Below are 12,904 nucleotides of genomic sequence, written 5' to 3' on the forward strand. Positions count from 1 at the left end.
CGCGCGTGGCAAGGCGCCCGGCGAGGGGCTTCCCACGTCGTAAGGAAGATCGACAGCGCACTGTCGGCTACCGAAGGTGCACGGCAGTGGGCGAATTCGTGCGCACGGGCCGGCGACCGGCCGAGCGGGCGGCCGGAAATGGGGAACGAGTGGTGGTGCTCGTCATCGCCGAACCGGCGCCGGAAGCGCTCGATCGGTGAGCCGAAAAAGGTTGCGACCAGTCTGCTCTGGGCCTCCGCGCGCCGTATGGAGCCCTTGACCGCAGAAATGCAGACGCAATCTTGCGTTCTTGCATCTGTACGTGCATGATCCAGCTAGCCTAGTTGTGACAACCCATCCGATGGCCGGGATAACCGAATCGAGAGCCAATTATGTTGGTACAAAGAGCGTTGGGGTCGGGTCAACTCGGAGTGCGGGGGTGAGCGCGCCGACGGTCGGCGCCTTACCGACCGCGCCGCAGTTGTTGTGCGCTTTCCAGGGACGGCGTTTCCAAGACCGGGAACTGCTGCGGTCCGCACACGCACTCGCCGAGCTGCACCAGCGCCGCGCGCAGGTGGTGGACGCCGCACTCATCGCCGAAATCGACTGTCGGCGACTCGAACTGGTCGACGACATCAACGACTGGGTCGCGCAGGAGATCCCGCAGCATCGCAACGGCGCGTCGTTGCACACCGAAAGCCTCGGCGCCGTGGTGGACCGGATGGCGCGTAGCTGGGTGGATGCCAATCAGGTCATCCACGTCGAGGGCGGGCGCAGCGACAATACCCATAAACATTGGTACCAACTGGCCGAGCTCGTCGACGGGTACACTGACCTGGTAACCGACGTGGCCGGTGGCCGCCGCCGTTTGCCCGAACAATGAGTTCGTCGCGACGGTGGTCTCGTCCGCGGTAGTGACACTGCCCCGCAGCGTCACTCGTCCGAATGGCGACGTCCCGGCGCCGAGTCCCACGACCGGCGGCTCCAGCCGGGCGCTCATGTCGCCGGCACAGTGACGGCGGGCGCAACGGGGCGCCCCGCCCGGCGTGCCGCGTGGTCGACTGGCGCGGCACGCCCGTGACGGATTCGCCTGCGTGGCAATTATTCAGCGACTGCGACTCGGTTGGCCGCGCGCGCTGCCCGGCGGGCGCGGCGCCGGCGCAGATAGCGACGGATCCGGCTCGCGCAGAAATACACCAGCGCCAGACCGATGACGAGCAGCACCGCCGCGATCACCGCCGCCGCCAGAGGGTGGAACACGGCCAGGGTGACCACACCCGCGACGGTCACGTCCTCGGCGGTGCTGACCACGATGTTGCTGGCGGGCTCGGGCGAGGTGTTGACGGCCATGCGCGTTCCGGCCTTCACCAGGTGGCTCACCAGCGCGGCGGTACCGCCCACCGCACCCGCGGCGAGCTGCGGCAGCGAACCGTCCTGTCCGGCCAGGAGAGCCGCGACCACGGCGCCCGCGATCGGCCGCACCACGGTGTGCAGAGCGTCCCAGAACGAGTCGAGATACGGGATCTTGTCCGCCACGGCCTCGATCAGGAACAACGCTGCCGCCGCGATCAGGACATCGGTGCGCTGCAACCCTTCCGGTACCGAATCGGTGAATCCGAACCGGCCCAAGATCCCGAGCAGCAGGACCACCGCGTATGCGTTGACTCCGCTGGCCCAGCCTGCGGTGAAGATGAGAGGTAGTGCGGACACGCGCCCACGGTAGGGGGACCGGGAGTGCAGTGTCGGCGGCGTGATCTCATTGCCAGGCTGCCGAGCTGAGCAAGGGGGTGGACTCCGCTGCCCGCAGCGGCTACCGGGTTGGGGGCGGCCCTACATGCTCGACTCAGAGGCAGTGCATGCCCATTCCGCACGATCACGGACCGGCAGGCTAGCCGAGGTCCTTGCGGCCCTGCTCGATGAAGTCGCTGACCAAAGAATCGAGCTTGTTGATGAAATTCATGAGCACCGTATCGAGGGCGGCGCCGTCGAGCTTCCGTTCATCGCTGTCGGAAGGGGCCTCGGCCCTGACCGTGTATTTCTGTACGAAGGGCATGTAGTGCTTGTCCAGCAATTCTTTGGTCTCTTCGGGAAATTTGGCCAACAGGTGGATCATGTCTTCGCTGGATGTCATGGAGGCGATATAGAGAGTGGACAGGAACTTGTTCATGCGCTGACTGAACTCAACTGTCGCGGAGCGGAAGCCGTCGAGGTTGTCCACGCGAAGGAGACCGGCCATCTTTCCCGTCTGCTCCACGAAATTGAAAGTGCTCGAAAGAAATTCGTAGTATGACTTTTGGCGATTCTCGCGAGTCACCTGTATCAACGCTAGTTGCTGGTCTCTGTCCGCCTTGTTGACCGTGACGTACACGGCCGCCGACGCCGACACGATGCTGGAGATGAGCGCAGCGCACAGGGCCGCTATGAGCGCGTAGCGTCCACTTCTGGTGGTCGCGTCCGCGTCGCGCGGGTGCACGTCCTCTTGCGCGGCCGACGCGGTCGTGGAGTTTTCATCGGCCTGGTCGGGGGGGATCTCGGGCGACGAAGCCGCTTCATTTCTGTCTCGGTGCGGTGGAGAAGCTGGTTCAGTGGCCATTTTCACTCCCACCGGAAGAGGGCTTTCGGTCGACAGATGATCTTATGTGGATGGAGGACGTGGTCGGCGGAATTACTCGCTCGGGTGTCACCTATGCCGACGTGCCGGGGATGGCTCGTTCCGAGGGTGTGCCCTATGAGCACGGTGCCGTGGTCCGGCCCTGTTCCCGCAGGCCCTCGGCACCGCTGGGGTCGGCCGATTACGCTGTTCGCTATGTCTGTCCGCACCCGCAAGCCTCTCGTCCCCGGTACGTTGTCGCCCACCCGTGAAGTCCCGCGCGCCATCGAGCGCCCGGAATACGCGTGGAAGAAGACCGCCAACGAGGGACGCGAGCCCTGGGTGCAGACCGCTGAGACGATCGAGAAGATGCGCATCGCGGGCAAGATCGCCGCGCAGGCGCTGGAGGAGGCGGGCAAGGCGGTCGCCCCCGGTGTCACCACCGACGAGCTGGACCGCATCGCGCACGAGTACATGTGCGACCACGGCGCCTACCCGTCGACCCTCGGTTACAAGGGTTTCCCGAAGTCGTGCTGCACCTCGCTGAACGAGGTCATCTGCCACGGCATTCCGGACTCGACCGTGATCGAGGACGGCGACATCGTCAACATCGACGTCACCGCCTACATCGACGGCGTACACGGCGACACCAACAAGACCTTCCTCGCCGGTGACGTCGACGAGGAGGTGCGCCTGCTCGTCGAGCGGACCGAGGAGGCCACCATGCGGGCCATCAAAGCGGTGCGTCCCGGTCGGGCGCTGAACGTGATCGGCCGCGTCATCGAGTCCTATGCCAACCGTTTCGGCTACGGCGTGGTGCGCGACTTCACCGGCCACGGCGTCGGCCCGACCTTTCACAGCGGGCTCGTGGTGCTGCACTACGACCAGCCCGCGGTGGAGACCATCATCGAACCCGGCATGACGTTCACCATCGAGCCGATGATCAACCTCGGCGGCATCGACTACGAGATCTGGGACGACGGCTGGACCGTGGTGACCAAGGACCGCAAGTGGACCGCGCAGTTCGAGCACACCTTGGTGGTCACCGATTCCGGGACCGAGATCCTGACCCTCCCGTGACCGGGGGCCCGGCCGTGCGCCGGAAGACCGGCCCGCGATGAAGGGCGCTCTGCTGGTCGCGGGCACGACCTCGGACGCGGGGAAGAGCGTCGTCGTGGCCGGGATCTGCCGGATGCTGGCGCGGCGCGGCGTGCGGGTCGCGCCGTTCAAGGCGCAGAACATGTCCAACAATTCCGTGGTCACGCTCGACGGCGGGGAGATCGGGCGGGCGCAGGCGTTGCAGGCTCAGGCGTGCGGGCTGGAGCCCAGCGTGCGGTTCAATCCCGTCCTGCTCAAGCCCGGCAGCGACCGCCGTTCCCAGCTGGTGGTGCGGGGCAAGGCGATCGGCACCGTCGGCGCCGAGGACTACTTCCGGCATCGGCGGGAATTGCGCGATGTGGTCGCCGCGGAACTCGCCGCGCTGCGCGCCGAATTCGACGTGGTCGTCTGCGAAGGCGCCGGATCGCCCGCCGAGATCAACTTGCGCGCGACGGATCTGGCGAACATGGGCCTCGCGCGCGCGGCGGGACTGCCGGTGCTGCTGGTCGGGGACATCGATCGCGGCGGCGTGCTCGCCCACCTGTTCGGCACCGTCGCCATCCTGGAACCCGAGGACCAGCAACTGATCTCGGGTTTCATCGTGAACAAGTTCCGCGGCGCGGTGGAGCTGCTACAGCCGGGACTGGAGCGTCTCACCGAACTCACCGGTCGCCCGACCCTCGGTGTGCTGCCGTACGCCGAAGACCTCTGGATCGACGCGGAGGACTCGCTGGGCACCCTCGCCGACGCGCCGGTGGGCCGCCCCCTGCCGCCGGTGGGCGAGGAATGGCTGACCGTCGCCGTGATCCGGCTGCCGCGCATCTCCAACTCCACCGACGTCGAGGCGCTGGCCTGCGAACCGGGCGTCGCGGTGCGCTGGGTGATCGAGCCGTCCCGGCTGGCGAACGCCGATCTGGTGGTGCTGCCCGGCAGTAAGGCGACGGTGTCGGATCTGCGGTGGTTGCGGCGTACCGGCATCGCCGACGCGCTGGTGGCGCGCGCCGCCGCGGGCGGGCCGATCCTGGGCGTGTGCGGCGGATACCAGATGCTCGGCACCCGCGTTCTCGACCGCGTCGAGTCCGGCGCCGGTGCGGTGGACGGGCTCGGGCTGCTCGACCTCACCGTCGATTTCGCCGAGCCGAAGGTGTTGCGCCGCAGCGCGGGGCACGCGGCGGGCGTCGCCGTGCGCGGTTACGAGATCCATCACGGCCGCGTCACGCACCGTGGCGACCCGGCGTGGCTCACGATCGACGGCGAGCCGGAGGGCAGCGTCCGCGGCGCGGTGTGGGGCACCCACCTGCACGGGCTGCTCGAGTCCGACGAGTTCCGCCGCGGGTGGCTCCGCGCGGTCGCCGCCGCGGCGGGCCGGTCGGGATTCGCTGTGGCCGAAGATGTTTCGGTCGCGGGGGTGCGAGCCGCGCAACTCGATCTGCTGGCCGACCTGATCGAAGCTCACCTCGACCTCGCCGCGCTCGAGCGCCTGGTCGCCGAGGGCGCGCCCGCCGGTCTGCCGATCATGGCCACCGACGTGGTGCTCGCGAGCGACCGTATCGGTTGACGGGAGGCACCCCGCGCCTTACCTTGCAGTAAGGAATTCGGCTCCAGGTAAGGCTGGGTCGAGCGAGTGCGGTCGGGTGCGAGGATGATGGCGGCGGAGAAGAGACCCAACAGCCGAGGGGCCAATGTGGTGTCGGCGACGGTGACCAGTAAGGGGCAGATCACCATCCCGATCGACGTGCGTGTGGCGATGGGATTGCGTACCGGAGTGCGGGTCGCCTTCGTCCCCACGCCCAGCGGCACCTACGAACTGGTGCCCGAAACGCGCACGATCAAGTCGCTGAAGGGCATCGTGGGCTGGTCCGGCTCGCCGATCGGCCTCGCGGAGATGAACGAGGCCATCGCGGGCAACGTGGTGGAAGGGAAGGCGCAATGATCGGCCTGGACGCGAACGTGCTGATCCGCTACCTCACCCAGGACGACCCGGAGCAGTCCGCCCGCGCCAATCAGGTGATCGACGGGCTCAGCGAGAGCAAACCCGGCTACATCACGATGATCGTGCTCGCCGAGATCCACTGGGTGCTGCGCCGCGGCTACAAACAGGATCCCGAAGCGGTCACCGACGTGTTGCTCGGACTGCTCGATTCCAGCGAGATCGTGGTCGAGCGCGCCGACACCGTGCGCCTGGCGCTGCGCCGGGCCGCCGACGGCGCGGACTTCGCCGACGCGCTGATCCAGCAGCTCGGCCAGGAGGCCGGGTGTGACCTGACCGTCACCTTCGACCACAACGCAGGTGAGCGGGCCGGGATGCGCCTGCTCGCCTGATTCCGCCACCCCGGACCCGCCGCCACGGCGCCGCGAGCCGTGTAGCGTGAATCGGCATGGAATCTCGGCAGATCACGGTGGGTGACCGGGCGTGGACCGTGCGGATCGACGGACCGGAATCCCGGCACAGCGTGCTGCTGCTGCCCGACGCGGGCGAGCCGGCGGACGTCTTCGATCGGGTGTGCGCTCGCCTGCACACCTCGGATCTGCGCACCTTCGCGGTGGAGTCGATCGACGGCCTCGACGCGGCCGGTGTGACCGCGATCCTCGATGAGCTGGGGTTGCCGTGGGTCAACGTGGCCGGATGCGGCGCGGGTGCCGTGCTGGCCTGGCAGGCGTGCGCACACGGCTTCGGCCGCTTCCAGAGCCTGGTCGTGGCCGATCGCGGCCACCCGGCGACTCCCGGCGCCGACGGAACGGTGGTGGATGCGTCCACCGGTCCGGTCGAGGTGCCCACCACGCTCTTGGTGACCAAGAATCTGCCGCGCTCGGTGGCCGACACGTCGGGGCGGTTCGTCTACGGCGAATTCCGGGTGGTCGAGGTCGACGTCACCGACGTGGCCACCGAAGCCGACCACGAGCTGGCCACCGAGATCGTGCTACGCACCAGCCTCTGGTGACTTCGCGCCCTGGTAGTCCGCGAGCCAGTCGAGCCAGCTGTCGAGCTCGCGGAACGCCTGGGCCAGCGGTTCCGGGCCGGACAGGAACACGTCGTGCTTGGCGCCGTCGATCGGCACCATGTTGGTGCGGTCGCCAAGGCAACCCGACCAGCGCTGGATCTGTTTGACGTCGAGCACCGCGTCGGCCACGGCCACGGCGGGACCGTACTGTTTGGCGAACTTGGTCATCCGGGAGCGCAGGATCAGGGAGGGCACCCCGATGTCCAGGCCCTGGTGCAGCCGCGCGTGGCCGTTGCGGATCGCGCGCAGCCAGCCGAGCCGGACCGGGAAGCCCTGCAACGGCTTCCAGTCCAGGTTGTACTCCCACTCACCGGACGCCGAGTGGTGCAGGCTGTCGCCGTAGGTGCTGATCTTGCCGCCGGGCAGCTGGACCATCTTCCGGAACCGTCCCACGGCCTTGATGATCGGCGTTCCGATGCTCCGGTAGTACGCGGGACCCTGCAGGTCGAACCACGGGCTGTTGAGCACGACGCCGGTGATCCCCGCGGCGGCCGTGCCCTGGGCCCGATTGAGCCGGTCCAGCCAAAGCGACACGACCAGGCCGCCGGTCGAGTGGGCGTTGAGCACGACGGGAGCACCGGTCTCGGCCCGGACGATCCGCAGCGACTCCGCCAGCTCGCGGTCGTAGAAAGCGAGATCCGTCACATAGTGGGGGGTCTGCCCTTCACGCAGCGACCGCCCGCATTTACGCAGGTCGAGAGCATAGAACTGGAACCCGCGCGCGGTGAAGTGCTCGGCCAGGTGCTCCTGGAAGAAGTAATCGGTGAAGCCATGGACATAGAGCACCGCGCCCGCGGTCTGCTCGACGTCGCCGGACGGGACGTAGCGCACCAGCGTGGCGACCACCTCGCCCTCGCCGTCGGGGTCGGGACCGAGGTCCAGCGTGCGCTGCTGATAGCGCGGGCCAAGGACGTCGGGGCGCCAGCCTGCGCCATCCGGGGAGGTGCTGACCGGCTCGGCAAGCGACTGTTCGTTCGTCACGCGACCAATCTATTGGACAGTGTCGAACGCGGACAGTCCGCGGCCGCCGCCCGGCCGCCGAAGTGACGACCGTCTCTGTCGCATTCCGCACATTCCGCAGGTTCGCTGCGGGGTGGCGGCGTGGTGAGGTGCACAATTGGGCTTAGGTGAACGGCGGGTAACCTGACTCCCGCCATGCCGTTCGGAACCGGCGGACGCCGGAACCGAGCCACAACTACACCGTGCCCAGGCTGGTCCACCCGCCCGGTGGGCCCGCGCAGACAAGGAAGTCGATCTACCCGTGCCGAACGCTGCCATGACTGAAAAGACCGATGTAGTACTCATCGGTGCCGGCATCATGAGTGCCACCCTCGGCGCGCTGCTGCGGCAGCTGCAGCCGGACTGGTCGATCTCCCTGTTCGAGCGGCTCGACGCCGCCGCCGCGGAGAGCAGCGATCCGTGGAACAACGCGGGCACCGGACACTCGGCGCTGTGCGAGCTGAACTACAGCCCGCAGGCGCCCGACGGCTCGGTGGACATCACCAAGGCCGTCGACATCAACGAGCGCTTCCAGGTCTCCCGCCAGTTCTGGTCCTACGGCGTGGAGAACGGCATCCTGCGCGATCCGTCCGCCTTCATCAACCCCATCCCGCACGTCAGCTTCGTGCACGGCGCCGACAACGTGCAGTACCTGCGCAAGCGGTACGAGGCGCTGGCGCCGCACCCCCTGTTCGAGGGTATGGAGTACATCGACAGCCCCGACGAGTTCTCCCGCCGCCTGCCGCTGATGGCGCGCGGGCGCGACTTTTCCGATCCGATCGCGTTGAACTGGACCGACGGCGGCACCGACATCGACTTCGGCTCGCTCACCCAGGAACTGCTCGCCTACCTCGGCGCCTCCGGCGCCGACCTGGCCTTCGGGCACGAGGTGCGTGACCTGTCCAAGCAGTCCGACGGCTCCTGGCTGGTCACGGTCCGCAACGTACGCACCCGCGAAAGTCGCACGCTGATCAGCAAATTCGTCTTCGTCGGCGCGGGCGGCGGCGCGCTGCCGCTGCTGCAGAAGGCGAATATCAAGGAAGCGAAGGGCTTCGGCGGGTTCCCGGTGAGCGGTCAGTTCTTCCGCTGCGTGAACCCGGCGCTGATCAACCAGCACGAGGCCAAGGTGTACGGCAAGGCCGCGGTCGGCGCTCCGCCGATGTCGGTGCCGCACTTGGACACTCGCGTCATCAAGGGCAAGCCGGGCCTGCTGTTCGGCCCGTACGCGGGCTGGACGCCGAAGTTCCTCAAGGACGGCAAGAACACCGACCTGTTCAAGTCGGTGCGGCCGAACAACATCTTCTCGCTGCTCGGCGTCGGCGTCACCGAACTCGGCCTGACCAAGTACCTGATCAGCGAGCTGCTGAAGTCGGAGGCGGGCAAGGTGATCACGCTGTCGGAGTTCATCCCGCGCGCCGAGGCCAAGGACTGGGAGCTGATCACCGCGGGCCAGCGCGTGCAGGTGATCCGGCGCAAGGGCGCGGGTGGCGTGCTCGAGTTCGGCACCGCCGTGATCGCCGCCCAGGACGGCACGATCGCCGGTCTGCTCGGCGCGTCCCCGGGCGCCTCCACCTGCGTGACCGCCATGCTGGACGTGCTGCAGCGGTGCTTCCCGCAGGAGTACGCCGAATGGACGCCGAAGCTGAAGGAGATGGTGCCCTCGCTTGGCGTCAAGCTCTCGGAGGACCCGGCGCTGTTCCACGAAGTGTGGGATTGGACCTCCAAGGCGCTCAACCTCGTCGACGGCGGCGACAACACGCCGAGACGTGCAGGGGTCGCGGCGAACGCCTAGGTTGTGATAGCAAGGCGCGATGATGTCAACGGTTGCTCTCAAACGCTCCTGGGCGCAGGATCTCGATACCGCGACGCTCTACCAGCTGTTGAAACTTCGCGTCGAAGTCTTCGTCGTCGAACAGAAGTGCGCGTACCCCGAACTGGACGGGAAGGACCTGCTTCCCGAGACCCGGCACTTCTGGCTCGATGACGAGGGCGAGGTCATCGCCACGCTGCGGTTGTGCGAAGAGCACCGCGACGGTGTGAAGAGCTTCCGCATCGGCAGGCTCTGCACCGCGGTCCCCGCTCGCGGACACGGGTACACCACGCGACTGCTGCAGGCGGCGCTGGCCGAGGTGGGCTCGGCGACGGTTCGCCTGAGCGCGCAGAGCTACCTGATCGACCTGTACACCAAGCACGGCTTCAAGGTCGACGGCCCGGAGTTCGAGGAAGACGGCATCGCGCACGTGCCGATGCGCAGGGGAGGCGAGTAGCCACTCCGTCCGCCATTCGCACCCGCTCCGGAAGTCTCCGGGGCGGGTGCGGCGCTTTCGGGGCCCGCCCGCATCGGTTCTGAATCGAAGGGCCCTGTCGGATGTGTGCGGGCGCGCCCTTAGAGTTGGGGCGTGTCCCTGTCCCATGCCGAAACAGTGCCTACGTCCGATCAGCGCGGCCGAACACTTTCCACCTCGGACGGTGAGGCGGGATTTCCCTTCTCGGCGGTGGTCGGGCAGGAACGGCTGCAACTGGCGCTGATTCTCTGCGCGGTGCATCCCGGTATCGGCGGCGTGCTGGTGCGCGGCGAGAAGGGCACCGCGAAATCGACCGTGGTGCGCGCGCTGGCGCAGTTGCTGCCGCCGGTGGTGGACGAGACCGGCGCGCGGCCCGCTCGCTTGGTGGAGTTGCCGGTGGGCGCGACCGAGGACCGCGTGGTCGGCTCGCTGGACTTGGAGCGGGTGCTGCGCGACGGGGAGCAGGCGTTCCGTCCCGGCCTGCTGGCCGCCGCCCATCACGGTGTGCTGTACGTCGACGAGGTCAATCTGCTGCACGACCATCTGGTGGACGTGCTGCTGGACGCCGCGGCGATGGGCCGGGTGCACATCGAGCGCGACGGTGTGTCGCATTCGCACCCGGCGCGATTCGTTCTGGTAGGCACCATGAATCCAGAAGAGGGCGAGCTGCGTCCACAGCTGCTGGACCGATTCGGGCTGACCGTGTACGTGGCCGCCTCCCGGGACGTGGACGTGCGGATGGCGGTGGTGCGCCGCAGGCTGGACTACGAGGCCGACCCGGCCCGATTCGCCGCCGGGTACGCCGAGGCCGACCAGGCAGTGGCCGAACGGATTCTTGCCGCTCGCGACCGGCTGGGACAGGTGGCGCTCGACGATGTGGAGCTGCGCCGGATCGCCGCGCTGTGCGCCGCGTTCGACGTCGACGGCATGCGCGCCGACCTGGTCGTCGCGCGCACCGCGACAGCGCACGCCGCATGGCGCGGCGGCGACGCGGTGACCGAGGACGACGTGCGGGTGGCCGCCGAACTGGCGTTGCCGCACCGGCGCAGGCGCGATCCGTTCGACGAGCCCGGCATCAGCGAGCAACAGCTCGACGACGCCATGCGCGACGCCGCCGCGGAGGCGCAACGCGAACAGCCGTCGTCCGCGCAGCAGGACGCCGGGGAGGCCGACGGTGCGGTGACGGACGACGAAAGACGGGCTCGTCCCGGGGACGACCCGGACGACCCCCTACCGCCGGAGGGTCCGGGCGGAGGCCATGAAGACCCGTCGCCGCCGGACGGTCCGGGTGGCGGGCGCTCGGGTGAAGGTCGTACCGGCACACCGGTTTCCGCTGGTGCGCGGACACCGCGCTGGGAAGTGCCCGGAGTCGGCGATGGCGCTCCGGGGCGCCGCTCACGCGCGGAATCCCGGCACGGGCGAGCGGTGCGTTCCAGCACCGACACCTCCTCTGGGCTGCACCTGCTCGGCACCGTGTTCGCGGCCGCGCCGCATCAGCATGCGCGCGGGCGGGTCGCCGGGCCGTTGCGGCTGGCCGCCGAGGACCTCCGTGGTGCGTATCGGGAAGGCCGCGAAGGGAATCTGGTCGTGTTCGTCGTCGACGCCTCCGGCTCGATGGCCGCCCGCGACCGGTTGTCCGCGGTCACCGGCGCGGTCGTCACGCTGCTGCGCGATGCCTACCAGCGCCGCGACAAGGTCGCCGTCGTCACCGTGCGGGGTGCCGAGGCCGAACTCGTGCTGCCGCCCACCTCGTCGGTCGACATCGCGGTGCGCCGGTTGTCCGGGATGCGCACGGGCGGGAAGACGCCGCTGGCCGCGGGCCTGCTGAAGGCGCGCGAGATCGTGCTGCGCGAGCGGGTGCGGGATCCGCGCCGCAGGCCCATGCTGGTGCTGCTCACCGATGGTCGCGCCACCGGCGGCGCGGACCCGGTTCCCCGCGCCCGCGCCGCGGCCCGCTTGCTCGCCAGGGACGCGGTCACCTCGATCGTGGTCGACTGCGAACGCGGCATGATCCGCCTCGGTCTCGCCGCGGATCTGGCTCGCGACCTGCGCGGCGGATATCTGCGGTTGGCCGAGCTGACCGGCGATGCGGTCGCCGATGTCGTGCGGTCGAGTTCCGCACGCCCGAGTGGTGCGGTTCGAGCGGCGTGACCACGACTTTCGATCGGCGTGTCCGCTACGTGCCGCTCGGCGGCACTCGCCTGGTAGGCGGCGCGATCGGTCGAGCGAGCACGCGCCCGTTCGGTCCGGGCCGGTTGTGTGAGGTCGTGGCTTCCGACCTGGACACGCTGTAGGTCGAGAGCAAGGAGATTCGATGCCCAAGGGTGTTCCCGAGACCGTTCCCGACGACGGACTGACCACGCGGCAGCGGCGCAACCAGCCGGTGCTCGCCGTGCACACGGGGCCGGGCAAGGGCAAGTCGACGGCCGCGTTCGGGATGGCGCTGCGGGCCTGGAACCAAGGTTTCGACGTCGCGGTGTTCCAATTCGTGAAGAGCGCCAAATGGAAGGTCGGGGAGGAAGCCGCCTTCCGCGCTCTCGGCACACTGCACGAGCAGACCGGCGCGGGCGGGCCGGTCGAATGGCACAAGATGGGCGAGGGCTGGTCCTGGACCCGCAAGCAGGGCACCGAAGACGACCACGCCGCGGCCGCGCTGGCGGGCTGGCAGGAGGTCGCCCGCCGCCTGAGAACCGAACAACACCGCTTCTACGTCCTCGACGAATTCACCTACCCCCTCAAATGGGGCTGGGTGGACACCGCCGAAGTAGTCGAAACCCTCCGCACCCGCCCCGGAAACCAACACGTCGTCATCACCGGCCGCGACGCCCCCCAACCCCTCCTCGAAGCCGCCGACCTGGTCACCGAAATGACCAAACTCAAACACCCCATGGACGCGGGCCGCAAAGGCCAACGAGGCATCGAATGGTGATCTCCGCGAGTGGCACATGGCT

At 68.5% G+C, this 12,904-nt stretch carries 14 protein-coding genes; 11 read left to right on the forward strand and 3 right to left on the reverse strand.

Annotated features, from left to right (window positions below; translation table 11 throughout):
* Positions 1–418: 418 nt before the first annotated feature.
* Entirely contained in the window at positions 419–862 is a 444-nt protein-coding gene (locus tag ABZ824_RS03240) for a DUF4254 domain-containing protein (RefSeq protein ID WP_355070027.1), read from the forward strand.
* Between the two features lie 218 nt (positions 863–1,080).
* Here the strand turns inward: ABZ824_RS03240 and ABZ824_RS03245 are convergent, their stop codons facing one another.
* On the reverse strand, positions 1,081–1,689 hold the full coding sequence (locus ABZ824_RS03245; protein WP_356961376.1) for a DUF4126 domain-containing protein: 609 nt from the start codon (positions 1,687–1,689) through the stop codon (positions 1,081–1,083).
* A gap of 178 nt (positions 1,690–1,867) precedes the next feature.
* Positions 1,868–2,572, reverse strand: a complete 705-nt coding sequence (locus tag ABZ824_RS03250) for a hypothetical protein (RefSeq protein WP_356961377.1) — start codon at positions 2,570–2,572, stop codon at positions 1,868–1,870.
* 213 nt (positions 2,573–2,785) lie between these two features.
* Here ABZ824_RS03250 and map point away from each other — a divergent pair, with 213 nt between their 5' ends.
* The 5 genes from map (at position 2,786) to ABZ824_RS03275 (ending at position 6,609) form a co-directional block, all read left to right on the forward strand.
* Positions 2,786–3,649 carry a type I methionyl aminopeptidase gene (gene map / locus ABZ824_RS03255; RefSeq protein WP_355070033.1) on the forward strand — a complete coding sequence of 288 codons (864 nt, stop codon included), beginning with the start codon at positions 2,786–2,788 and terminating at the stop codon, positions 3,647–3,649.
* Between the two features lie 37 nt (positions 3,650–3,686).
* A complete protein-coding gene (locus tag ABZ824_RS03260; RefSeq protein ID WP_356961380.1) occupies positions 3,687–5,225 on the forward strand; it encodes a cobyric acid synthase in 1,539 nt (512 codons plus the stop codon).
* A gap of 141 nt (positions 5,226–5,366) precedes the next feature.
* Complete coding sequence (locus ABZ824_RS03265; protein WP_355070037.1) at positions 5,367–5,600, forward strand: AbrB/MazE/SpoVT family DNA-binding domain-containing protein; 234 nt, start codon at positions 5,367–5,369, stop codon at positions 5,598–5,600.
* Complete coding sequence (locus ABZ824_RS03270) at positions 5,597–5,989, forward strand: type II toxin-antitoxin system VapC family toxin (RefSeq protein WP_356961382.1); 393 nt, start codon at positions 5,597–5,599, stop codon at positions 5,987–5,989. Before ABZ824_RS03265 ends, ABZ824_RS03270 begins: the two co-directional genes overlap by 4 nt.
* A gap of 56 nt (positions 5,990–6,045) precedes the next feature.
* Positions 6,046–6,609, forward strand: coding sequence for an alpha/beta hydrolase (locus ABZ824_RS03275; protein WP_355070039.1), 564 nt, complete (start codon positions 6,046–6,048; stop codon positions 6,607–6,609).
* Here ABZ824_RS03275 and ABZ824_RS03280 read toward each other — a convergent pair.
* A complete protein-coding gene (locus tag ABZ824_RS03280; RefSeq protein ID WP_356961383.1) occupies positions 6,589–7,650 on the reverse strand; it encodes an alpha/beta hydrolase in 1,062 nt (353 codons plus the stop codon). The genes ABZ824_RS03275 and ABZ824_RS03280 overlap by 21 nt on opposite strands.
* Before the next feature lie 295 nt (positions 7,651–7,945).
* Between ABZ824_RS03280 and mqo the strand changes: the two genes are divergently transcribed.
* The 5 genes from mqo to cobO all read left to right on the forward strand — a co-directional run bounded on the left by mqo (position 7,946) and on the right by cobO (position 12,882).
* Positions 7,946–9,460: a malate dehydrogenase (quinone) gene (gene mqo, locus ABZ824_RS03285; protein WP_356961384.1), complete on the forward strand. Its 1,515-nt coding sequence runs from the start codon at positions 7,946–7,948 to the stop codon at positions 9,458–9,460.
* A gap of 19 nt (positions 9,461–9,479) precedes the next feature.
* Positions 9,480–9,935, forward strand: a complete 456-nt coding sequence (locus ABZ824_RS03290; RefSeq protein WP_356961386.1) for a GNAT family N-acetyltransferase — start codon at positions 9,480–9,482, stop codon at positions 9,933–9,935.
* A 156-nt stretch (positions 9,936–10,091) separates the two neighbouring features.
* The gene (locus tag ABZ824_RS03295) at positions 10,092–12,104 is read left to right on the forward strand and encodes a VWA domain-containing protein (protein ID WP_356962436.1); all 2,013 of its coding nucleotides are present in this window, start codon (positions 10,092–10,094) and stop codon (positions 12,102–12,104) included.
* Positions 12,101–12,247: a hypothetical protein gene (locus ABZ824_RS03300; protein WP_356961388.1), complete on the forward strand. Its 147-nt coding sequence runs from the start codon at positions 12,101–12,103 to the stop codon at positions 12,245–12,247. Before ABZ824_RS03295 ends, ABZ824_RS03300 begins: the two co-directional genes overlap by 4 nt.
* 20 nt (positions 12,248–12,267) lie before the next feature.
* Positions 12,268–12,882 carry a cob(I)yrinic acid a,c-diamide adenosyltransferase gene (gene cobO, locus ABZ824_RS03305; protein ID WP_356961389.1) on the forward strand — a complete coding sequence of 205 codons (615 nt, stop codon included), beginning with the start codon at positions 12,268–12,270 and terminating at the stop codon, positions 12,880–12,882.
* The last annotated feature ends 22 nt before the right edge of the window (positions 12,883–12,904 follow it).

This window comes from Nocardia sp. NPDC047038, from assembly GCF_040644075.1.
GTDB lineage: Bacteria > Actinomycetota > Actinomycetes > Mycobacteriales > Mycobacteriaceae > Nocardia > Nocardia sichangensis.